We start from the raw sequence: 21990 nt of genomic DNA, 5'->3' as shown, positions 1-21990 counted from the left end.
GAGGAGCGGGCGACATCGCCCGCTCCTTTCTTTTACGCGGGGTTCGTAGCCTTCGGCGCGACCGCAGGACCCGCGACCGCGCACTGCGGCAGGCACTCGACGCTCGCCGGGTCCGGCGCCCGGCGCGGCGGACGCAGCAGCACGGCGGCGATCAGTGCGCCGGCGGCCAACAGCCCGACGCAGATCCACATCGCGGTCTCGAACCCGTCGTCGAACGCGGCCGGGTCGGTGAGCGAGCCGGAGATGCCCGCGAGCCCGGGCAGCGCGGCGACCGCGAGCAGCTGAGCGGTCCTCGCCACGGCGTTGTTCACGCCGGAGGCGATCCCGGCCTCGGACGCGGGCACCGCGCCGAGTACGGCGCCGGTGAGCGGGGCGACGAGCACGGCGAGCCCGAGCCCGAAGACCACCACGCCCGGCAGCACATCGCCGACGTATCCGGCGGCCGGTCCGATGCGAAGTAGCAGGATCAATCCCGCCGCCGCCAGCAAGGGTCCGAGCGTCATCGGGACGCGCGGCCCGTGCGCCTGTGCCCACCGTCCCGCGGGCGCGGACAGCGCCAGCATGATCAGCGTGATCGGCACCGTGGCCAACCCGGAGAGCAACGGCGAGTAGCCCGCCACCAGCTGGAGCTCCATGACGAGCAGGAAGAAGACGCCGCCGAGCGCGGCGTAGACGGCCAGCGTCACCAGATTGGCCGCGGTGAACACCCGGGAACGGAACAGCGCGGGCGGCACCAACGGATGGTCGCTGCGTACCTCGATCACCACGAAGACAGCGAGCAGCAGCACGCCGGAGACGGCGAGCAGCGGCATCGCGTCGATCAGGCCGAAGGTCAGCGCGCCGAGGGCCAGCGCGACCACCACCGCGCCGGGGACGTCGAGCCGCGCGGCGGCGTTCGGGTCCGAGCTCTCCGGCACGTGGCGCAGCGCTACGCCAACGACCACGGCGACCAGCGGCACGTTGATCAGGAAGATGGACTGCCAGCCCACCCAGTCGATAAGCCAGCCGCCGAGGAACGGCCCGAGCGCGCCCGCCACGCCGCCGAAACCGGACCAGAGCCCGATCGCCGCGCCGCGGTCGCGTTCATCCAGCGACGAGGAGATCAGCGCGAGGCTGCCCGGCGTGAGCATCGCCCCAGCCACGCCCTGCAACACCCGCGCCGCGACCAGCATCTCGATGTTCACCGCCGCCGCGCACAGCACCGAGGTGACCGCGAAACCCACTGCGCCCCAGACGAAGACCTTGCGCCTGCCGAGCTTGTCGCCCAGCGAGCCGCCGAGCAGGATGAACGAGGCGAGGGTCAGGGTGTAGCCGTTGAGCGTCCATTGCAGCCCGGCCACATCGGTGTCCAGCGACTCCCCGATGCGCGGCAGCGCGATATTGACGACGGTGGCGTCCAGCGAGGCGACCGAGGAGCCGAGGATGGTGGCGAGCAGGATCCAGCGTCCGGTGGCCGAACGCAGCCGGGGTAGCTCCGAGACGGTGCTCACCGGTCCAACCTATCGGTCAGAGTTCCTCGACGCAGACCACGAAATCGCGTTCCCCGTACTCGAATCCGATGCCGGTGGCGCAGGCGCCCGAGTCGCTGACGCCTTGCTCGATGCTGGTCACCCGAACGCCCTGGGTGCCGCGCTCGGTGCAGTCGATCCGCTTCGGGTCGTCGCCGCCGACGTCCATGCAGCCGCCGACCACCCAGTCGATGTCCAGGCACAGCGCGCCCTGCTGCACGCCGTTGATGGTCTCGGCGTAGTAGTTGTCGCGATCCGACGGGCAGGCCGAGCTGGTCTCGGTCTTTCCGATGACCTTGTAGTTGGACGCGCGGCTGCCGCAGGACGCCTTCGCGATGGTTGCGTTGGTCGTGGTGCCGCCGAGGGTGACGCAGTCGCCGATGGACGCCTCGAAATCGGTGCTGCCGCCGGTCGGCGTCGGGCGGCCGGAGGTCGGCCTGCCACTGGATTTGGGCGCGGAGGTCTTCGGGGTGCTGGTGTTGACGGCGTCGACGGTCCCGCTGTCCAGCGCGGGCTGCGCGGTGCCGTCGATGGTCGAGCTACACGCCACCAGGGTGAGCGCGGTGGCGGCGGTTCCGAGCGCGAGCGCGAGACCGGATAGCAGTTGGCGAGACACGTACAGTCCTCCCGAGCTGTAACGCTCCGAACTCACACCCCCGTAAGAATCCGAAGTTGACGATCTGATCTTCAAATATCACGCCATGCATACACCATCACGGACGCGGTAGTCGAGTCGAAAGGGACACAGTCCGAGGCGTGCTGCGGAAAGGCCTCGCAGGCAATCGACCTGGGTATGGTGGGCCCTACGGTGTGAAAGGGGTAGACCGTGAAGCTGATCAGCGCGATCATCTGCTCGACCGCCGCGGTGGGATCCTCCTTCGCACTTCCGGCCCTCGCTTCGGCAACCGATGTGCATTGCGGTGCGGAGCACGGCGTGGACGTCACCGTCATCGATGGTCGCGCCGGGTGCCGGGCCACCACCGACCCGGACGGGCAGGCGCGATCGGCCGGTTTCGACGGGGTGGGTTACGCCCGCGCAACCGCGGGCGCGACGGCGCTCGGCGTCGGCGCGGCGGGCGGCGTCGGCGCAGGCGAGGGGGCGGGCGGGATCGCGATCGCGCTCGGTTTCGGCCCGGACGCACTGGCCATGACCTCGATCACCGATTCCGACGCGGCGGACGGCAGGACGATCGCCGTCACGATCGCCTTCGAAGGCTCGCGCGCCCAGGTGAGCAGCGAGGAACGCACCGTGGTGTGCCTCGGGTCCGCGGCCTTCGCGTGGAACGCGGCCACCGGTGCGTCCTGCCTCGCGACGCCGTTCGGCCGCTGGGCCGCGGCGCATTGAGCGAGCCCCCACGGTCGAACCGCCGCCATGGACTTCTCGTAGGTAAGGGCATGGCGACCGAGACCGCAGCACCCGCTCAGCCGCGGTTGTTCGCGCTGCACGCGCTCGCGGCGGGGTTGGACTTCGAGCGGTATTTCCGGTGGCGGCGGGCGCGCGAGGGTGACCCGTTCTACGTCAGGTTTCCCGGCTTCGGCGCGGTGCTGTTCACCGGAACGCCCGCGGGCGCGCGTGACCTGTTCCGCGCACCGATCGACCTGCTCGAACCACCGCGGCCGAATCCGATCGAGCCGCTGGTCGGACCGGCCTCACTGATCCTGACCTCGGGTGCCGCGCATCGACGGGACCGGACCTTGCTCGCGCCCTTGTTCCACGGCGCGCGGATCCGCGCCTACGGCGAGCTGATCCGGACCGCGACGCTCGACGAGATCGGCGGCGGTCCGGCGCCGTGGCGTCCGGGTGCGCGCGTCGATTCGCGCGCCGCGGCGCGGTCGATCACGCTGCGGGTGATCCTTGAGGCGGTCTTCGGTGTACGCGCCCACCGGCGACGGGCCGCGTACACCGCCGCGATCACCGAGTTCCTCTCCGCCTTCTCCGGCCCGCTGCTGCTCGTGCCCGCCCTGCGGCGCGGTGCGTTCGGCCGCGCGCCGTGGGACCGGTTCGTCGCGGCGCGCGCCCGCTTGGATCGGCTGATCCGCGAAGACCTCGCCGAGCGCGAAAGCACTGCGCGCCAAGACGACTCCGACATCCTCGGCCTGCTGCTGAGCGCGCGCTACGACGACGGAAGCGCGCCGACCGACGCCGACCTCGGTGACCAGCTGCGCACCCTGTTGGTCGCCGGACACGAGACCACGGCGACGAGCCTGGTCTGGGCGCTGTACCACCTGCACCGCGCGCCGGAGGCACTGCGCAAGCTGCGCGCGGAGCTGCGCGAGGCAGGCGATTCGCCCGCGGAAATCGCGGCGCTGCCCTACCTCGACGCCGTCTGCCAGGAGACTTTGCGGCTGCGTCCGCCGGTGCCGATCGTGCTGCGCCGGGTGACCGAACCGTACGAGCTGCGCGGCGTCCGACTGGCCGCGGGCGACACGATGGGGCTCGCGCTACCCTTGCTGCACAGCGATCCGGACATTTGGGACGATCCCGAGCGGTTCCGCCCCGAACGGTTCCTGGACCGTCGCTACGGCCCGTTCGAGTTCGCACCCTTCGGCGGCGGACATCGGCGCTGCGTCGGCGCGAGCCTGGCCGACTACGAGCTGCGCATCGTGCTCGCCACTCTGCTCGGCCGGGTGCGGCTCGCGCTGCCGCCGCGCTACGCGCGCGGGCGGGCGCCGCTCTCGGTGCCGCACAACATCGCGACGGGACCGCATCGGTCGATCCCCTTCGACGTCCTGGCGTGATTTCGGTCACGAAAGCGTTTTAGCTTGCGCAAAACCGGACGGACCGCAGGTTGCCGCACTCGAACCGGACTTGCCGACCTGACCGGGCCGTTTGCCCAAAGCTGGTGACCACCAATGGCTTATGTGTCCCAGGACACATCTGACCAGTAGGTCGAATAACCGAATATTGGCACTGGCTAGCCGTTGCATCCGGACGGTAGGAATGAACGGGGTCGGGCGTCAATACCCGTGGGGTGCTTCGCAGGCCCCCGTCAGTATCCGTGGCAGCTCCGAGGGACCCGTGACGTCCGCGCGCGGGCGCCGAGCACCACACCGATGAGCCATCTCGCCCGCGTACGCGCGCGCGAGAGCTGGAATGGACGAATAACCTATGCATGCCGCTTCGAACAACAGAACGCTGTCGACTTTCCGCGAGGAAGGACGGCTAGCCCGCCGGATCCGGCGGGGCGTTCTCTTGTCCGCGGCGATCGCGGCGGCCGGTGCCATGATCGTCGCTCCCGCTCAGGCCGAGCCGGGCCTCCCCGGAGTCGGTTCGGGATCGGCGGCCGCGGCCACCGATCCCGCCCCCCAGGCCAACTTCGCGCCGCCGAGCATCAATATCGCCGACGGCGAGACGGTCGGCGTCGCGCAGCCGATCATCATCACCTTCCAAGAGCCGGTGACCGACCACGCCACCGCCGAGAAGGCCATCAAGGTGACCTCTTCGAAGGACGCGCCCGGCCACTTCTACTGGTTCAGCGACAAGCAGGTGCGCTGGCGGCCGAACGACTTCTGGCCGGACAACACCGACGTGACGGTGGTGGCGGGCGGCACGACCAGCTCGTTCCGCATCGGCGACGCGCTGATCACCACCGCCGACGACACCACAAAGACCGTCACGGTCACCCGCAACGGCGAGGTCGTGATGGAGATGCCGGTCTCGATGGGCAAGCCCAAGTACGAGACCCCGAACGGCATCTACATCGTCGGCGAGCGCCAGCGCAAGATGATCATGGACTCGTCGACCTACGGCGTCCCGATCGACGCCCCCGAGGGCTACAAGCTCGAGGTCGAGTACGCCACCCGCATCTCCAACAGCGGCATCTTCGTGCACGCCGCCCCGTGGTCGGTCGGCCAGCAGGGCGTGTCGAACGTCAGCCACGGCTGCCTGAACGTGAGCACCGAGAACGCCCGCTGGTTCTTCGAGAACGCGCAGAAGGGCGACCCGGTCATCGTGCAGAACACCGACGGCGGGACGCTGAACTCGCGCGACGGGCTTGGCGACTGGAACTGATATCCGGGCGATAGCCACCGAAACGCCGACCGTGCACCCGCGCGGTCGGCTTTTCGTTTCTCCGGCTCGCTCCGCCGCGAAATTGCCGCGCGGGGTTCGTGATTCGACAACGCGCCGCCGGACTGGTCGCGCGTTCAACGCGCCGCCGGGCGATGTTCACCGATCATTAGCTGTTCAGGTCGTAAAGTTTCCGACGTGCGAATACGGCTGAAGCGCCGACACGAGGAGACGACAGCATGGCGACGGTGCATTTCGACCGGGTGACGCACCGATATTCCGGTGCGCCGAGGCCAACCGTCGAAGACCTGGATATCGAGATCGCCGACGGGGAATTCGTCGTGCTGGTCGGGCCATCGGGCTGCGGTAAGTCCACCGCTCTGCGCATGCTCGCCGGATTGGCGACGGTGGAGCGCGGGCGCGTTCTGATCGATGAGCGGGACGTCACCGACTTGCCGCCGCGCGACCGCGACGTGGCGATGGTTTTCGGAAACGACGCGCTCTACCCGAACATGACCGTCGCCGAGAACATGGGCTTCGCGCTCCGCGACGCTGGCGTGCGCGAGGCCGACGCTCAGGTTCGGGTCGACGAGGCCGCGAAGCTGCTCGAGCTCGAGGATCTGCTCGACCGCAAACCCGCGAAACTCTCCGACGGGGAACGCAGGCGCGTCGCGCTGGGACGGGTGGTCGTGCGCAGGCCGCAGGTCTTCTGCATGGACGAACCCCTGTCCAACCTGGTCGCCGGGCTGCGGGTGAACACATGGTCCCAGATCGCCTCCCTACAGAAGCGCCTCGGCACCACCACCGTCTACGCCACCCAGGATCAGATCGAGGCGATGACCATGGGGGACCGGGTCGCCGTGCTCCGCGAAGGCAAGCTCCAGCAGCTCGCCGCCCCGCGCGTTCTCTACGACGACCCGGTCAACACGTTCGTCGCCGGCTTCATCGGCTCACCGGGCATGAACCTGCTCGACGCCCCGGTGCGCGACGACGCCGCGGTACTCGACGACCTGCGTATCCCGCTGCCGCGTAGCGTGCGGGCTGGCGCTCGCGTCATCGTCGGCGTCCGCCCCGAAGCCTGGGAGATCACCACCGATTCCGCCGCGAGCCTGTCGATCGCCGCCGAGCTCGTCGACGAAGTCGGCGGCGAATCGTTCCTGTACGGCCACGCGCTCTCCGACGACTGGCGCAGCCGCACGGGCAGAGTGGTGGTCCGCGTCGACCACCACTTCCGCGCCGCCCTCGGCGCCCCGCTGCAGCTGCGGCCCAAGCCCGACGAAGTCTTCTTCTTCGACGCCGAGACCGAAAACCGCCTTCGCTGAATCCTTTTCGGCGCTACCAGATCTTCACGCGTTCGCCGGGTTCCAGGTAGAGGGCATCGCCGGGGCGAACGTCGAAGGCTTCGTGGAAGCTGTCGATATTGCGCACGACGGCGTTGCACCGGAATTCGGGCGGCGAGTGCGGATCGACGGCGAGGCGGCGGATGGCCTCCTCGGTGCGTGCCTTGGTCCGCCAGACCTGGGCCCAGCCGTAGAACACGCGCTGCAGTCCGGTGAGGCCGTCGATGACCGGGGGCTCGGCGCCGTTCAGCGAGATCTTGTACGCCTCGAGGGCGATGGACAGACCGCCGAGATCGCCGATGTTCTCGCCGATGGTGAATTCGCCGTTGACGGTGTGCTCGTCGGACAGGTCCTTCGGGGAGAGCACGTTGTACTGATCGATCAGCGCCTTGGTGCGCTTGGCGAACTCGGCACGATCGGCGTCGGTCCACCAGTCGATCATGTTGCCGTCGCCGTCGTACTTGGCGCCCTGATCGTCGAAGCCGTGGCCGATCTCGTGACCGATCACCGCGCCGATGCCGCCGTAGTTGGCCGCGTCGTCGGCGTTCATGTCGAAGAACGGCGGCTGCAGAATCGCCGCGGGGAAGACGATCTCGTTCATGCCGGGGTTGTAGTAGGCGTTGACCGTCTGCGGGGTCATGAACCACTCGTCCCGGTCGACCGGTCCGCCGAGCTTGTTCAGGTCGCGATCGTGCTCGGCCGCGTAGCCGCTGCGGTAGTTGCCGACCAGGTCCGCGGGATCGATGACGACGGCGGAGTAGTCGCGCCAGCGCTCCGGGTAGCCGATCTTCGGGGTGAACTTCTCCAGTTTGGCCAGCGCGGCCTTCCTGGTGTCCGGACCCATCCACTCCAACTCGGAGATGTTGCGGCGGTAGGCCTCCTGGAGATTGGCGACCAGCTCGACCATCCGAGCCTTCGCCTCCGGCGGAAAGTGCTCGGCCACATACAGTTTGCCGACCGCCTCGCCGAGCAGTTCCTGCACCAGGGAGACGCCGCGCTTCCAGCGCTCCCGATTCTCCTGGGCGCCGGTGAGCGTGCGTCCGTAGAAGTCGAAGTTCTCCTCGACCAACTCTTCGGTGAGATACGGTGCGCGCGAACGCAGCACACGCCACGCCGCCCACGCCCGCCAGTCGGCGAGATCCGCCTCGGCCCAGGTCTGCGCGAAGGTGCGCAGGTAGGAGGGCTGGCGCACGACCACCTCGGCGAACAACTCCGCGACCGGCTTGCCGACGCCCTCGGCGAGCGCCGAAGCCCAGGCGTGCCAATCGAATTCGGGGTTCTCGGCGACCAGCGCGTCGAACGTGACCAGGTTGTAGCTCAGTTCGGCGTCGCGGCGGCGGACCACGTCCCAGTGGCCCGCGGCCAGCTTGCGCTCCAGCTCGAACACCCGCTGCCCGATCGAGTCCAGGTCCTCCGGGAGCAGCGCGGCGATACGCGGATCGGCGGCGGCGAGGGCGAACATGCGGCCGATGTGCGCGATGTACTTGGTGCGGATCTCGGCGAATTCGTCCTGGCGGTAATAGGACTCGTCGGGCAGGCCGATGCCGGACTGGGTGGCGTGCACCAGGTAGCGGGTGGAGTCCTTGTCGTCGGTGTCGACGTAGAGGGCGACCGCGCCGCCGACACCGGTGCGCTGGAGCCGCCCGAGCAGCGCCGCGAAGGCGCCGCGGTCGGCGACCTCGTGTACGGCGGCGAGTTCGGCGGAGATCGGCGCGAGCCCGGCGGCGGCGACCGTCTCGGTGTCCATGAAGCTGGAATACAGGTCGCCGATCTTGCGCGCGTCGCTGCCCGGCTCGGCGCCGGCGGCGGCGTTCTGGATGATGGCCTGAACGTCCAGCTCGGCCTGGTCGTACAGTGCGCGGAACGCGCCGTCGACCGCGCGGTCGGCCGGAATCCGATATTCGTCCAGCCATTTGCCGTTGACATGCGCGAACAGGTCGTCCTGCACGCGCACGGCGTCGTCGAGGTGGGACAGGTCCAGGCCGGACGGGCTGATCGGTTCGGAAGTCACGATCTCCAGTATGCCGAGTTGGCGCGGCGCGGCGAGGTGCGAGTCGTCGGGGCCGGGGCACTTTCACGCAGAGTGAACCCCGGCCGCGCGGGGCGACCGGGGTGGGCGGTCAGGCAGGAAGGATGATGCGGTCGAATTCGCCGTCGTAGGCGCCTGCGAGGAAGGCTTCCCACTCTTCGGGGGTGTAGGTGAGGGCGACGTCGCCGTGGCGGAGCGTGGTGGTGCCGTCCGCGGCGGTGTGAACGACCAGGTCGGTGTGCGGTCGTCCACTGGTGAGCAAGGTCAGGAACGAGGTCCATGCGCTCGCGGTGACGGTGATGATGGGCTCTTCGGCGGGGCGGTTGGCCGGGTTGCGGCGGTATTTGCTGTCACGGATGAGCACCGCATCACCATCGAACCTGACCTCGACGCATTGGTTGCCGTTGTTCGATCGGGTCGACGTGAACCAGCCGGAGGATTCCGGCCGGTCGCTAGCGGTGGTGGCCATGGGCAGGATTTTACCCGAGCGCGTGCCGCCTGATCAGGGCCAATGACTCGTCACGGGTCAGCGATTGCTCGAGCGCCCGCAGGTAGGCGAAGCTCAGATCGCGCACCAGATCGGGGTCGTCGACCGCGCCGCCGAACACCGCGCTCTCGGCCCAGCCGAAGGTCGGCAACTGCTCGCCCGCGAAATCGATCAGGTGGAAGCTGCATCCGCCGAGGGTGGCGCCCGCGGTCGCGGCGAACGGGATGACGCGCACCTCGACGCTGTCCAGCTCTTCGATCAGCTTGGCCAGGTGCTCGAGCTGACCGCGCAGCACCGAGGGGCCGCCGGTCTGCTGCAACAACGCCGCCTCGCCGATGACGGCGGTGAGCTCGACGCGGTCGGGTCCACGCAACCGATCCTGCCGACGCATGCGAATGGCCACCAGCTGTTCGACCTGCACCGGGCGGATCATCACGTCGGCGCTGATGAGCGCGCGAGCGTAGGCCTCGGTCTGCAGCAAACCCGGAACGATGAGGCTGTCGTAGCTGCGGATGCTCTGCGCGCCGTGCTCCATGCCGTACAGCCGCTGCAACTCGGGGCCGATCAGCGCCGAGGACTTGGCCCACCAGCCGCGCTGCTTGCTCGCGTCCAGCAGGGCGAGCAACTCGGTGCGCTCCTCGGCGGTGACTTCCAGCAGCTCGAGCACGGGACCGATGGTGTTGCCGGTGAGTACGCGCCTGCCCTTCTCCACGTGCGACCAGTTCGCCGGGGTGAAGCCGACCCGCTTGGCGAAGGTCGCGGAGTCGAAGCCGCGCTGCTCGCGCAGTTCGCGAAGGCGCAGCACCAGTTCCCAACGCGCGACAGTAGGCGAGACGGGTGCCATGACACGCGATGCTACGCCTCGGCAACACGCCAGCGTGTGACTATTGTCAACCTAGTTGCGCCGGACTAGGGTCGACACCAGCGGCCGATTCACCCGTCACGTTCCCTCCGCATCGAGGCGAGGTTCGTCATGAGCACGTTCCGCACCGAATCAGGCAGTCACGGTCCGCTCGGGCAACCGGACGCCTCGCCATCCCACGCGGCCGCTCCGGAGTTCTCGGCCACCCAGGACGCGTTCGTCCGCTGCCGCCACTACCGCAAGGACAACGGGCTCTACGCGGTGGTCGACCCGGCGCTCGGCCGCATCATGCTTGAGGTCGGCGCCGTCGGCGCGGTCGTCATGCCCGCCTCGCTCGGCACGAAAGTGCGCGCGCTGCTCACCGCGGGCGGGCGACGCGGCGGACCGATCATCGGGCATCCGCGTTCCGGACGCTGGACCTTCCTGACCGGGCCGACCGACAACTCCTACCTGGACATGGCCCTGTTCGCCGACCTGTTCCGGGTCTGCGCCTCGGTCGCACTGCCAGGCAGCACGATCGTGCTGCCCTCGCCCGCCGACGAACACAGCGGCTACCGCACCTGGATCGCGCGGCCGGATATGGACTACCGGCCGGAGCTACCCGAGGTGATCGCCGCTACCAGGACCGCGGCGATCCCGTCCAAGGACAAGTGAGTTCGGCTACGGCGTCGGCCGCGGTGTCAGCGTGACGCTGAAGCGGTCCTCGATGTTCTGGTTCCACTTCCGCTCGCACTCGTCGATCTTGGCCTGATCGTTGCCCGCCTTGTCCAGGCAGTCGATGAAATCCTTGCCCCCGGAATCGACGAAGAAGCTCCAGCCGACGATGGCGATGAGGACCGCGCCGATCAGCGCGAGCACGCTCAAGATCAGACCGGTGACCGCCATGCCGGTGCCGCCCGCGGTTCCCTTGCGCGCCTTGACGAACGCGATGATGCCGAAGATGAGTCCGAACAGCCCGAACAGGAAGCCGCCGAGGATGGACCAGAAGGTGAGCAGCGCCAGGATGCCGAGCACCAACGCGGTGATGGCCAGGCCCTTGCCCTTCGGCGATTCCTGCCAGTAGCCACCCTGTCCCGGCGGTGGGTATCCGCCGGGTGGCGGCGGATACTGGCCCGGCGGCGGGTATTGGCCGGGCGGTGGATATTGCGACATGGACTTCCTCTCAGTCGGTGCCGCTGGGGGGACTCGCTGCGGGTCTCGCGGGTCCTGCGGGTGCGCTGCGCGGCGGTCGCCTACTGATCGCGCTCCCTACGCTCGGATGTTAATGGGGCGAACCGGACGGTGGACCGCTCATTGACCGCCGAGTCGCGCGTGCATCTCCCAGACCAAGATCTCGGCGGGACCGTGCGCGGTGATCCGCTGACCGCCGCTGCGCGTCAGCCGCACGGCGTCGCCCTCGTACAGCGGGCCGACGCCCTCCATCTCCACCTCGCCGCGGGCGACGAACAGGTGCAGGTACGGCGCGTCGGGCAGGTCGATCACCTGCGGCGCGGCGCCCGGCTCCGCGCCGGGCATGCGGGCAACGTGCAGTGCGGAGTGGCTGCTGTTGATGGCGATCGCGGCGCGTTCGCGGTAGCGCGGCAGGCCCGAGGCCACCGTGACGAGACCGCCGCCCGCCAGCTCGTCGTCGATTTCCAGCTGCTGGTAGCCGGGGGTCAGGCCCGGCTCGTCGGGCACGACCCACATCTGCACGAAATGCACGGGCTCCTGGTGCTCGGCGCTGTCGTCCAGCCGCCATGAGTCGTTCTTCTCCGAATGCAGGATGCCGGTGCCCGCGCTCATCCGCTGGGCGAGGCCGGGGTAGATGACGCCACTGTGACCGAGCGAGTCCTGGTGCACCAGGCTGCCGCCGAGCACCCAGGTGACGATCTCCATGTCACGGTGCGGATGGGTGTCGAAACCCTGCCCGGGCAGCACGATGTCCTCGTTGTTCACCAGCAGCAGGCCGTGATGGGTGTTCTCCGGGTCGTAGTGCTCACCGAACGAGAACGAATGCTTCGAATCCAACCAGGACACCCGCGTTTTCATGCGGTCGCCGCCACGGTGGATATCGATGTGAGGCGTCGTGAGTGTGGACATCAGGGTCCTCCTCTCTCCGACCGTGCACCGATCACCTTTCAGGGTAGGAGCACTCGAGGTCGCGGCACTCCTGATTCCTAGTAAATTGTCCAGCACTCGGCATTTTACGCGAGCGACCAGCGGGTGAACGGCAGGCGAGCAGTACCTACCGGTGCGGTGAAGCGGGGACGGGACACGTAGGGTTACCGGCGACGGAGCCCCTTCCCGACGGCACCGGGTTCGTAACACGAAGCGCCCCAACGGAACCGGAGGTGAGAGCCGAATGCGACCGGAAGCGCTCGATCGCATCGAGCGACAGCTCCGCGCCGAGGCGCGCCGCGACGGCATCAGCGACTTCGTGGTCGGCGTCGCGGTCTTCCGCGACCGGAAGCTGCTCGTTGTCCGGCGGGTGCCCGACGACTATCACGGGGGCATGTACGAACTGCCCGGCGGCGGCGTGGAATCGGGGGAGACCTTCGCCGAGTGCGTGGTGCGGGAGCTGTTCGAGGAGACCGGGCTGCGGGTGCGCACCATCACCGAGTTCCTCGGCGGCATCGATTACGCCACCCGCACCAAGCCGCGGGTGCGCAAGTTCAGCTTCCTGGTCGAGGTGGAGCCCGGCGAGGTGGCGCTCGCGCCCGGCGAACACGACGCCTTCGCCTGGATCGACGCGAGCGCGCTCGACGAACTGCCGATGACGACGGATATGCGGGCGGCGGTCAGTTCCCTGGTCAGCTCCGGCTGAGGAAAGCAGGGCACAATCAAGGCGGTGTCGATCGGTCGCCAGGAAGACAGCCCGCCCGCCGACGCGCCGCGCGTTCCGTTGCGCACGGCGCTTCGCGAGAGTCCAGGCGTGCTGCGGTTGGCGATCGTGCGCTTCGCCGGACAGTTCGGCGACGGGATGTTCCAGGCCGCGCTTTCCGGGGCGATCCTGTTCAACCCCGAGCGCGAGACCGACCCGCTGGCCATCGCCGCGGGCTTCGCCGTCCTGCTGCTGCCGTATTCGCTGATCGGGCCGTACGCCGGTGCGCTGCTGGACCGCTGGGACCGGCGCGCGGTGCTGCTGGTGGCCAACGTGCTGCGCGGCGTGCTGATCGGCGTGACGAGCGTCGGCCTGGTCGCCGGGATCGCCGAGCCGCCGCTGCTGTTGCTCGCGCTCGCCGTGGTCGGCATCAGCAGATTCGTGATGGCGGGTGTCTCGGCGGCGTTGCCGAAGGTGCTCGCGCAGCAGTGGCTGGTGCCGATGAATTCGGTGCTCGCCACCGTCGCCTCCGGCTGCGCGGGTGCGGGCGCTGCGATCGCGGTGGCCGTCATCGGAGTGATCGGGGCGGGCGATTTCGCCTCCGCCGTCGCCGTCGCGATCAGTGGCGTCGGCTCGGTGCTCGGTGCGTTGCTCGCGGCCGGCTTCCGGCACGGCGTGCTCGGACCGGAGGACGGGAGTGCGGTCCACGAGGGGACCGTGCACGCGATCCTCACCGGGTTGCGCACCGGGGCGCGGGCGGTGTGGCAGTCGGTCTCGGTGACGACGGCGATGGTCGGCATCGGCACGCACCGCGTGGTGTTCGGCGCGAACACGCTGATCATGGTGCTCGTACTGCGGCAGGCGCCCGAGGGTTCCGGTCTGAGCAGCGGGTTGATCGGGTTCGGCGTGGCGATCGCCGCGACGGCGGGCGGCATGCTGGTCGCCGCCGTGGTCGCGCCGCTGGTGATCCCGCGGTTGGGTCGTTCGCGCACGGTGGTCGCGGGGCTCGTCGCCGCGACGATCGTGCAGCTGACGCTGGTGACGCCGATCGCCGTCGCCGAGGCGGGCGCGGCGGCCCAGCGCGCCCATCATCTGCTGCTCGCGGGCGCCTTCCTGTTCGGGCTGGCCGGGCAGACGATCAAGCTCACCGGCGACGCCACCATGCAGATAGATATCGACGACGCCAGGCGCGGACAGGTGTTCGCCCTCCAGGACACGGTCTTCAACATCGCGTTCGTCCTGGCCATCGCGCTGGCCGCGCTGGTGGTCCCGGACGACGGGCGATCGCTGCCCGTGGTGGTCGCGGGCGCGGTCGGGTACGGGTTGGGGATTCTGGCGATCGCGTGGAACAGCAGGCGGCGAGCCAAGGCGTAGGACCGCGGCCGATGCCGGGCAGGTGCCGGGCAGGTGGTGGCACAGCACGCGATCGATCCTGCCCCGGACGCGGCTACCGTGCCGGTCGTCGGCGCGTGGCCTGCGGTAGGGCCTGGCGTTTCCGCCCGAGCGCAGCACCGTGGAGGAGCCGACCGATCAGAAGCGCGAACCCTAGAGATCCATTGTCGCGGCTGGTAATTCGGTGTCCGGCGCGGTCTCCGTCGTCGGCGGGACCGCGTCGGGCGGGCGGTTCGACCAGATCGGGTGCTCGCCCAGCGGCGCCGAATTGTACGGAGGCTCAAACCTATTGGGCGGAATCGGCTGGTCCACCGTGCCGCCGTGGGCGGTCGGCTCCGGTGCGATCGGGTAGTCTGCGAGCGCTTCGGTGACCGCTGGATCGGCGGCGTTCTGCGGGGCGGCGAGCGGGTCGGGGCCGGTGCGCACGATCCAGTCGAGCGGTTCGCTGTTCGCGTCGGCGGCCGAGCCGGTGATCTGGTGGTTCCAGGTGCCGAGGCCGGTGGGGTCGGTATAGAAGTGGTCGAGCACCCCGTCGTCGTCCAGGTCCAGCGCGGCGACGTCGGCGATGCCGGTGCCGTGCGAATCCCACAGGGCGTCGTCGGCGAGGCCGTCGCCGTCGAAATCCAGTTGGATGGCGTCGGCCGTGCCGGTGCGGGCCAGGTCGAGATCGGCGGGTGACGACCAGACGTGGACGGCGCCGTCGCCCGTCCCGAAGCCGTACTCGATGTCGTTCATATCTGCTTGGACGCGACCCGCCCGAATCCGGTTCCCTCCCGATTCCGATCGGCACCGCACGGCGCCCGGCCGCTGGCCATCGGTTCCGGTAAGTTGATCACGCTGCGACCGATTCGACCAGGGAGTCAACAGGTATGGGAGCGCTGCCGCGGAAGCTGGAATCCCCAGCGCTCTTCGGTGTGCTGCTCGCCGGCGTGCTCTCGGTCCCCGCGCCCGCGCAGGCCGCGCCGCACCCGTGGGCGCCGCCGCCGGTGAACATGTGCGGCGAAACGGGATTCGATCCGCTGGCCCGCGAGCCCGATCCGAGCCTGCCGCCGCCACCTCCGATCGTGATCCCGCCGCAGATCGACATCCCCGTGCCGATACCGGAGATCACGCCGGTGCCGGTGCCGGATCCGCCGCAGGACAAGACCAGGATCGTCCCGGAGCCGCTGCCCGAGGATCCGTGCCGGAACCCGTGCCCCGACATCCGGGACACGCCGAAGCCGGATATCGAAGCGGCGGACACGGAGACGCCCGAGGCCCCCGCTCCCGGCGGCACCGGATCGAGCTCCGGCAGCGGCAGCGGTTCCGGCTCGGGCAGTGCGGACACCGGCAGTGCGGGTTCGGGCAGCGGTTCCGGCGACGGCGGAATCCAGTTGCCGCGCATCGAGTTCCGACCCGAGATCGAGCCGATCCCGATTCCGGTGCCTGGCGGTCCCGGCGACGAGCCGCAGCCCGCGCCGCCGCCGGTCGTGCACCCGATCGAACCGGGACCGGTCGCCGAGGCCGTCGTCGCGCCGTGGGTCGGGGAGGTCGACCTGGTCGGCCAGGTCACCGGTCACGGCTCGAACAACCGCACCGATATGCGCTGGCAGGTCGACGGCACCGACCTCGGCCTGATGTGGGAGACCAAGCCAGGCGAGGTCGCCGTCGTCTTCGGCGACACTTTCGGCGAGGGCTGGGTGACCGGCGGAGCGGGCGGCCCGGACTGGCGAAGCAACGTGCTGGCCTACAGCACCGACCGCGACCTCTCCGACGGTCTCACGCTGGACACCATGGTGCAGGACAGCCGCTGCCACGCGGCGGAGATCCTGAGCAGCCGCAAGATCAAGAACTGGGAGACCACCGTCATCCCGACCTCCGGGTTCGCGATCGGGAATCGCCAGTACCTGAGCTATATGTCGGTGAACAAGTGGAGCCGCGTGCCAGGCATGTGGTTCACCAACTACGGCGGCATCGCCTACTCCGACGACAACGGAAGCACCTGGACCAAGGATCAGCACGCCAGGTGGGACAACCTCTTCGGCATGGGCCGCTTCCAGGTCGCGGCCATGGTCCCGCAGGGCGACTACGTCTACATGTTCGGCACGCCCAACGGCAGGGTCGGCGTTGTCGGCTTGGCAAGGGTGCCCAAGGATCAGGTGCTCAACAAGACCGCCTACCAGTACTGGGTGAACGGCGCATGGGCTCCCGCGATCGAAAACCACGCGACGCCATTGTTTCTCGGCATCGCGAGCGAGGTCTCGGTGCGCTACGACGCGGCCACCGAGAAGTGGCAGATGGTGTATCTGGATTCCGCGCAGGGCGCCATCGTGCTGCGCGAAGCCGCTGCGCCGCAGGGCATCTGGACCGACACGGTGCCGCTGGTCAACACCTCGGACTACCCGAAGGCCTACGGCGGCTTCATCCACCCGTGGTCCTCGGGCCGGGACCTGTACTTCACCATCTCGGCATGGGACACCTACAACGTGTACCTGATGCGCGCCGACGTCGGCACGCCCAAGTGATTCAGCCCGCGCGCCGAAACCGCAGTCGCTGACCGGGTCTGGCCTGCGCCACCGCGTCGACATCGGCGTCGAGCACCACCGCGATCACCGGATAGCCGCCGGTGATGGGGTGATCGGCGAGAAAGATCACCGGCTGGCCGCTCGGCGGCACCTGAATAGAGCCGAGCGCCATGCCCTCGGTGCGCAATTCGCCGGTGATCCGCCTGCGCAGCGCCGGGCCGCCGACGTGGTCGATGCGGGCGCCGACGCGGTCGGTGTCGGGGGAGACCGCCCACTCGGCCGCGAAAAGCGCTGCGGCGTCCTCGAACCAGTCGTCGCGCGGGCCGAGCAGCGCGCGCACCGTGACGACGTCGCCGGGTGGCGCGTCGACCGGCGCGACGTCGACGAGCGGCAACGCGCGCGGAACGGGCCCGATCGGCAGCCGATCACCCGGGCGCAGCGGTTCCGGTCCGATGCCGGAGAGGGTGTCGCGGCTGCGCGAGCCGAGCACCGGCGCGATGTCGATGCCGCCGCGCACGGCGACGTAGCTGCGCAACCCGTTCGCCGCGAAGCCGAGCCGAAGTGTCTGTCCCTCTTCGATTTCCAGCACGCTGGCATGGCCGACCGGGATGCCGTCCAGCACCGCCTGGGCCGGAGCGCCCGCGACCGCGACGGTGTGGTGCCGCTCCGCGCGCAGCACCAGCCCACCGAGCAGCACCTCGATCGCCGCGGCGTCCTCCGGATTGCCGACCAGTCGATTGGCCAGCCGCAACGACGCGCGGTCGGCCGCGCCCGAGACCCCGACACCGGAATCGAACCAGCCGGGCCGACCGAGATCCTGGATGGTGGCCAGCGGGCCGACCCATTCGACGAGAATCATTCGGCCACCTCGAAACGAACCAGTCCGCCCGCCCTGATCAGCGCGGGCGGATCGCGGTCGACGTCCCACATCGTCAGATCGGTGCGGCCGATCAACTGCCACCCGCCGGGTGTACTGCGCGGATACACTGCGGAGAAGCCGCCCGCGAGGGCGACCGCGCCTGCCGGTATGGACGTGCGGGCGGTATCCCGGCGCGGCACAGTGAGTCTCCCGTCGGGGGACTCGAGATAGCCGAAACCCGGTGCGAATCCGACGAACGCGCAGCGCCACACCGTGCCGGTGTGCGCGGCGATCACCTCGTCCTCGCTCATGTCGAGCAGCTCGGCGACGTCAGCCAGATCCGCGCCGTCATAGCGCACCGGGACGACCAGCGGTTCGGGAGAGACGTTGTGCGGCAATGTTCCACGGGAAACATCGCCCGAATCCTCCTGCTGCTGCGAGCTTTCCAGCAAGGCGCAGATCTCGCGGCGCGCCGCTTCGGCGTGGTCGCTGGAGGACAGTGTCACCAGAACGGTTTCCGCGGCGGGCAGCACGTCTTGCACACCCACCGGTGCGCTGACCCGCAGAGCCTCGGCCAACCATGCGGCGCGCACGGGTTCGTCGGGCGTGACGAGCAGCGCCCGGTCTCCGGCGGCACGAATGTATTGCAACCAGGGCGATTTCGGCTCCCTCATCTGGCGCTCCGATCACCCGAACGACGCGACCGGCACACCCGATTCCGCGAGCGCGGCGCGAATCCGCCGCGCCATCTCCACCGCGGCGGGCGTGTCACCGTGCACACACAAGCTCGCGGCGGACACCGCGACGTCGCCGCCGTCGACGGTCCGCGCCTTGCCCGTCGTCGCGATCGAAATCGCCTGGGCGACAGCCTCGTCGGCGTGCAACACCGCACCCGGCAGTCCGCGCGGAGCGAGCAATCCGGTCGGGGTGTACGCGCGGTCGGCGAAGCCCTCGCCGACGAACCGGACCTTCGCCTCGGTAGCGGCCGCCTCGAGCTCGGTTCCAGACGGGCCGAGCAGCGCGAGCTCGGTGTCGTACTCGGTCATCGCGGTGAGCAGCGCTTCGGCCAGCTCGCCATCCGCCGCGGCGGCGTGATACAGCGCGCCGTGCGGCTTCACATAGCGGACCCGATCGCCCGCGGCCTTGGCGAAGGCGTCGAGCGCCCCGATCTGGTACAGCACCTCGTCGCGCAGCTCGGCGGGCGCGACCGCGATCGCGCGCCTGCCGAAACCGGCCAGATCCCGGTACCCGACGTGCGCGCCGATCCGCACCCCCTTGCGCACCGCCGTCGCGCAGGTGGCCCGCATGATCGACGGATCGCCCGCGTGGAAGCCGCAGGCGATGTTGGCGCTGGTCACGATGTCGAGCATCGCCGCGTCGTCGCCCATCGTCCACGGGCCGAAGCCCTCGCCGAGATCGCTGTTGAGATCCAGCGCCATCGGTGTCCTCCCGCCGTCGAACCTGCGTGCCCGTGACATTCTCGTCCTCGCGCGGCGCGCGGGCCAAAGAATCGGCAGACCGGCGCCCGCCTGCGCGGATGGTCGCACCGCTCGACGGCAAGTACTCTCGGAGCAATCATGGCCACGTATTTCGATCCGAAGTCATGGTCACCGCTGCGGGCCGTCGACTTCGGCAAGCGCCTCTTCGATCAGTCCTGGCTGGAGCAGTGGATCGCGACGACCACCTCGTGGGTGGATCCCGTGGTCGACCTCGGCTCTGGCACGGTCACGGCGCTGATGCCGGACGTGCTGATGACGGTGCTGAGCGAAGGCATTCTGAGCCGGTTCGGCGGGCAAGAGGTGCACGCCACACTGCTCGGCCACGAGGTGAACGCGACCTTGCAGGTGCTGAAGGTGCGCAGGCGCGGCGCGCACTTCCAGACCAAGACGGTGTTGTCGCGGCTGAGCTGGGACGAGCATCCGATCGAAGCGGTCACGGTGATCGCGCACGGCGTGCGGCTGATCCCCGGTGTCCCCACCAAGTTGCGGGCCGCACAGCTGGACCTGGAGGGCACTGTCACCACGGCGGCCCTGGTCGGCTGGCTGAACACCCAGCCGCTGGACTGGCGGCTGAGCGTGCACGAGAGCGGCCTGATCCGTGCCGAGCACCGAAGACGCAGGCTGACCGCGCTGGTCGACGCCGAGGTCGAGAACAACCTGCTCACCATCGAGATCCACCGGGCCAACTGGCTCGGCCTGCGGATACCGCGGCGGATGATCACCGCGCCCGCGATCCTGCTGGAGAACCTGCCGCGGCACGCGCGCATCGTGCGGGCCGCAAGGGACGGTGATCTGGTCAGGTTCCGCGTCGACCTGCCCGAGACGACCGGCTCGTTCGATCTCGCGCAGATCCGCGACGCGATCGTCGCGGGCACCACGCTCATCGTCTTCTGAGCGCCGAAAACCTGGTCAGCTCTGTGTCTTCCACCATTCCAACAGCGCCGCCTCGGCCTCGTCGCGCGTCATCGGGCCGCGGTCCAGGCGCAGCTCCTTGAGATAGCGCCATGCCTTGCCGACCTCGGGGCCCGGCCGCAGGCCGAGCAGCTCCATGATCGCGTTGCCGTCCAGGTCGGGGCGGACCTTGGCCAGGTCCTCCTCCTGCTGGAGTCGTTCGATGCGCGTCTCGAGGTCGTCGTAGGTGGCGCGCAGGGCGGCGGCGCGGCGCTTGTTGCGGGTGGTGCAGTCCGCGCGCACCAGCTTGTGCAGCCTTGGCAGCAGCTCGGCGGCGTCGGTGACGTAGCGGCGCACCGCGGAGTCGGTCCACTGCCCCTTGCCGTAGCCGTGGAAACGCAGGTGCAGGAAGACCAGCCGGGCCACGTCCTCGGTGAACTGCTTCGGGTACTTCAGCGCGCGCATCCGCTTACGCACCATCTTGGCGCCGACCACCTCGTGGTGATGGAAGCTGACGCCGCCGCCCGGCTCGTTGCGCTTGGTGTCCGGCTTGCCGATGTCGTGCAGCAGCGCGGCCCAGCGCAGCACCAGGTCCGGATCGCCGTCCTCCAGGTCGATGGCCTGTTGGAGCACGGTCAGCGAGTGCCAGTAGACGTCCTTGTGCTGGTGGTGCTCGTCGATCTCCAGCTTCATGGCGGGCACCTCCGGCAGCACCCGCTGGGCCAGACCGGTCTCGCACATCACATTGATGCCGTCGATCGGATGCGCGCCACCGATCAGCTTGTCCAGTTCGACGCGCACCCGCTCGGCGGTGATGCGATCGATCTCACCCGCCATCGCCTCGATGGCCGTGCGCACCCGCGGGGCGAGTTCGAAACCGAGCTGGGAGACGAAGCGGGCCGCCCGCAGCATGCGCAGCGGATCGTCGTTGAACGAATCCTCCGGCGCCGCAGGCGTATCCAGCACACCCTCGAGCAGCGCGTCCATGCCGCCGAGCGGGTCGATGAACTCGAGCGAGCCGTCCGCGGCGATCTTCACGGCCATCGCGTTGACGGTGAAATCGCGGCGCACCAGGTCGCCTTGCAGGGTGTCGCCGAAGGTGACCTCGGGATTGCGCGAGACCCGGTCGTAGGTGTCGCTGCGGAAGGTGGTGATCTCCAGCTGCTGATCGTCCTTGGCCGCGCTGACCGTGCCGAACGCCAAGCCGCCGGTGTCCCACAGGTGATCGGCCCAGCCGCGCATCAACTCCTGCACCTGCTCGGGTCGCGCGTTGGTGGTGAAGTCCAGATCGGTGCCGAGCCGCCCGAGCACCGCGTCGCGCACGCTGCCGCCGACCAGGTACAGCTCGTGGCCGCGCGCCGCGAACAGTTCGCCGAGCGGCGTCAGCACATCGGCGAGTCCGCCGAGGGTGACCGCCGCCGCGGCAAGCAACCGGGTACGCCGATCCTCGGAAGGCAACGGGGCTGGATCGGTCACTTGCGCATCCTCGGACTTGGACGAAACCACGAAGCAGCAGCTTACCGAGGCGGGAAAAGCGGAATTCGGGCACGCGACCGAACGCAGGCATCGAACGGCCGGTGACGTACATCCCACCTGACAGGCAATGGTGATCCAGCTCCGGACAATCCCGCTGCGAACAGAGCATTCGCGCACTGCTGACCACCGCGGGGGCGAGTCTTACGAGCCCCGCTCGCGCCCGTCTCGCTGCCGCGTGGTCCAAGCGCATGCGACGCCGTCGCGAGTCTCGACCGCTAGCCAGTCAGTCGCAGGGATTGGAAACGAACGGAACGGAACATCACATCCCCACCCA

At 69.3% G+C, this 21990-nt stretch carries 21 protein-coding genes; 9 read left to right on the top strand and 12 right to left on the bottom strand.

All coding sequences use genetic code 11. The features are described from left to right. Positions 1-32: 32 nt before the first annotated feature. Positions 33-1490, bottom strand: coding sequence for an MFS transporter (locus tag CRP45_RS20170; RefSeq protein WP_097246365.1), 1458 nt, complete (start codon positions 1488-1490; stop codon positions 33-35). A gap of 16 nt (positions 1491-1506) precedes the next feature. Then, a complete protein-coding gene (gene lppU, locus CRP45_RS20165; protein ID WP_179830933.1) occupies positions 1507-2124 on the bottom strand; it encodes an LppU family putative lipoprotein in 618 nt (205 codons plus the stop codon). A gap of 210 nt (positions 2125-2334) precedes the next feature. Here lppU and CRP45_RS33440 point away from each other — a divergent pair, with 210 nt between their 5' ends. The 4 genes from CRP45_RS33440 to CRP45_RS20145 all read left to right on the top strand — a co-directional run bounded on the left by CRP45_RS33440 (position 2335) and on the right by CRP45_RS20145 (position 6839). Further along, entirely contained in the window at positions 2335-2853 is a 519-nt protein-coding gene (locus CRP45_RS33440; RefSeq protein ID WP_097246364.1) for a DUF6764 family protein, read from the top strand. Positions 2854-2903: 50 nt separating this feature from the next. Further along, on the top strand, positions 2904-4247 hold the full coding sequence (locus CRP45_RS20155; RefSeq protein ID WP_097246363.1) for a cytochrome P450: 1344 nt from the start codon (positions 2904-2906) through the stop codon (positions 4245-4247). A 370-nt stretch (positions 4248-4617) separates the two neighbouring features. Beyond that, entirely contained in the window at positions 4618-5520 is a 903-nt protein-coding gene (locus CRP45_RS20150; protein WP_097246362.1) for a L,D-transpeptidase, read from the top strand. Positions 5521-5756: 236 nt separating this feature from the next. Then, on the top strand, positions 5757-6839 hold the full coding sequence (locus tag CRP45_RS20145) for an ABC transporter ATP-binding protein (protein WP_097246361.1): 1083 nt from the start codon (positions 5757-5759) through the stop codon (positions 6837-6839). Between the two features lie 13 nt (positions 6840-6852). On the opposite strand, the gene CRP45_RS20140 is transcribed toward CRP45_RS20145, so the two are convergent. The 3 genes from CRP45_RS20140 to CRP45_RS20130 all read right to left on the bottom strand — a co-directional run bounded on the left by CRP45_RS20140 (position 6853) and on the right by CRP45_RS20130 (position 10217). Further along, the gene (locus CRP45_RS20140) at positions 6853-8877 is read right to left on the bottom strand and encodes a M13 family metallopeptidase (RefSeq protein ID WP_425436954.1); all 2025 of its coding nucleotides are present in this window, start codon (positions 8875-8877) and stop codon (positions 6853-6855) included. Between the two features lie 100 nt (positions 8878-8977). Further along, positions 8978-9355, bottom strand: a complete 378-nt coding sequence (locus CRP45_RS20135) for a DUF397 domain-containing protein (protein WP_067786283.1) — start codon at positions 9353-9355, stop codon at positions 8978-8980. A gap of 10 nt (positions 9356-9365) precedes the next feature. Continuing rightward, complete coding sequence (locus CRP45_RS20130; protein WP_067786285.1) at positions 9366-10217, bottom strand: Scr1 family TA system antitoxin-like transcriptional regulator; 852 nt, start codon at positions 10215-10217, stop codon at positions 9366-9368. 129 nt (positions 10218-10346) lie between these two features. Here CRP45_RS20130 and CRP45_RS20125 point away from each other — a divergent pair, with 129 nt between their 5' ends. Beyond that, positions 10347-10889, top strand: coding sequence for a hypothetical protein (locus CRP45_RS20125; protein WP_067786287.1), 543 nt, complete (start codon positions 10347-10349; stop codon positions 10887-10889). 6 nt (positions 10890-10895) lie between these two features. Here the strand turns inward: CRP45_RS20125 and CRP45_RS20120 are convergent, their stop codons facing one another. Together CRP45_RS20120 and CRP45_RS20115 are read right to left on the bottom strand one after the other, a co-directional pair. Then, a complete protein-coding gene (locus CRP45_RS20120; protein ID WP_067786289.1) occupies positions 10896-11387 on the bottom strand; it encodes a DUF4190 domain-containing protein in 492 nt (163 codons plus the stop codon). Positions 11388-11525: 138 nt separating this feature from the next. Then, the gene (locus tag CRP45_RS20115) at positions 11526-12314 is read right to left on the bottom strand and encodes a pirin family protein (protein ID WP_067786291.1); all 789 of its coding nucleotides are present in this window, start codon (positions 12312-12314) and stop codon (positions 11526-11528) included. Between the two features lie 262 nt (positions 12315-12576). Between CRP45_RS20115 and CRP45_RS20110 the strand changes: the two genes are divergently transcribed. Together CRP45_RS20110 and CRP45_RS20105 are read left to right on the top strand one after the other, a co-directional pair. After that, positions 12577-13038, top strand: coding sequence for an NUDIX hydrolase (locus CRP45_RS20110; RefSeq protein WP_097246359.1), 462 nt, complete (start codon positions 12577-12579; stop codon positions 13036-13038). 24 nt (positions 13039-13062) lie between these two features. After that, on the top strand, positions 13063-14409 hold the full coding sequence (locus CRP45_RS20105; RefSeq protein WP_245910256.1) for an MFS transporter: 1347 nt from the start codon (positions 13063-13065) through the stop codon (positions 14407-14409). A gap of 171 nt (positions 14410-14580) precedes the next feature. On the opposite strand, the gene CRP45_RS20100 is transcribed toward CRP45_RS20105, so the two are convergent. Beyond that, the gene (locus tag CRP45_RS20100) at positions 14581-15162 is read right to left on the bottom strand and encodes a hypothetical protein (protein ID WP_097246358.1); all 582 of its coding nucleotides are present in this window, start codon (positions 15160-15162) and stop codon (positions 14581-14583) included. A gap of 134 nt (positions 15163-15296) precedes the next feature. On the opposite strand from CRP45_RS20100, the gene CRP45_RS20095 reads away from it, so the two are divergent. Continuing rightward, positions 15297-16931, top strand: coding sequence for a glycoside hydrolase family 183 protein (locus tag CRP45_RS20095; protein WP_097246357.1), 1635 nt, complete (start codon positions 15297-15299; stop codon positions 16929-16931). A 1-nt stretch (position 16932) separates the two neighbouring features. Here CRP45_RS20095 and CRP45_RS20090 read toward each other — a convergent pair whose 3' ends face one another. Genes CRP45_RS20090 through CRP45_RS20080 form a run of 3 tightly spaced genes read right to left on the bottom strand, consistent with a single transcriptional unit; the run spans position 16933 to position 19229 of the window. Continuing rightward, the gene (locus tag CRP45_RS20090) at positions 16933-17790 is read right to left on the bottom strand and encodes a 5-oxoprolinase subunit C family protein (protein ID WP_097246356.1); all 858 of its coding nucleotides are present in this window, start codon (positions 17788-17790) and stop codon (positions 16933-16935) included. Continuing rightward, positions 17787-18464: a 5-oxoprolinase subunit B family protein gene (locus CRP45_RS20085; protein ID WP_097246355.1), complete on the bottom strand. Its 678-nt coding sequence runs from the start codon at positions 18462-18464 to the stop codon at positions 17787-17789. Before CRP45_RS20085 ends, CRP45_RS20090 begins: the two co-directional genes overlap by 4 nt. Positions 18465-18476: 12 nt before the next feature. Continuing rightward, positions 18477-19229 (bottom strand): LamB/YcsF family protein, encoded by a 753-nt coding sequence (locus tag CRP45_RS20080; RefSeq protein WP_097246354.1) that lies wholly within the window; start codon positions 19227-19229, stop codon positions 18477-18479. Between the two features lie 138 nt (positions 19230-19367). Between CRP45_RS20080 and CRP45_RS20075 the strand changes: the two genes are divergently transcribed. After that, positions 19368-20183, top strand: coding sequence for a hypothetical protein (locus tag CRP45_RS20075; RefSeq protein ID WP_097246353.1), 816 nt, complete (start codon positions 19368-19370; stop codon positions 20181-20183). Between the two features lie 15 nt (positions 20184-20198). On the opposite strand, the gene CRP45_RS20070 is transcribed toward CRP45_RS20075, so the two are convergent. Beyond that, the gene (locus CRP45_RS20070) at positions 20199-21656 is read right to left on the bottom strand and encodes a CCA tRNA nucleotidyltransferase (protein ID WP_097246352.1); all 1458 of its coding nucleotides are present in this window, start codon (positions 21654-21656) and stop codon (positions 20199-20201) included. Between the last annotated feature and the right edge of the window lie 334 nt (positions 21657-21990).

It is taken from the genome of Nocardia amikacinitolerans, from assembly GCF_900215415.1.
GTDB lineage: Bacteria > Actinomycetota > Actinomycetes > Mycobacteriales > Mycobacteriaceae > Nocardia > Nocardia amikacinitolerans.
The sequence above is the reverse complement of the archived record's forward strand: the minus strand, read 5'-3'. Positions and strand labels throughout refer to the sequence as shown.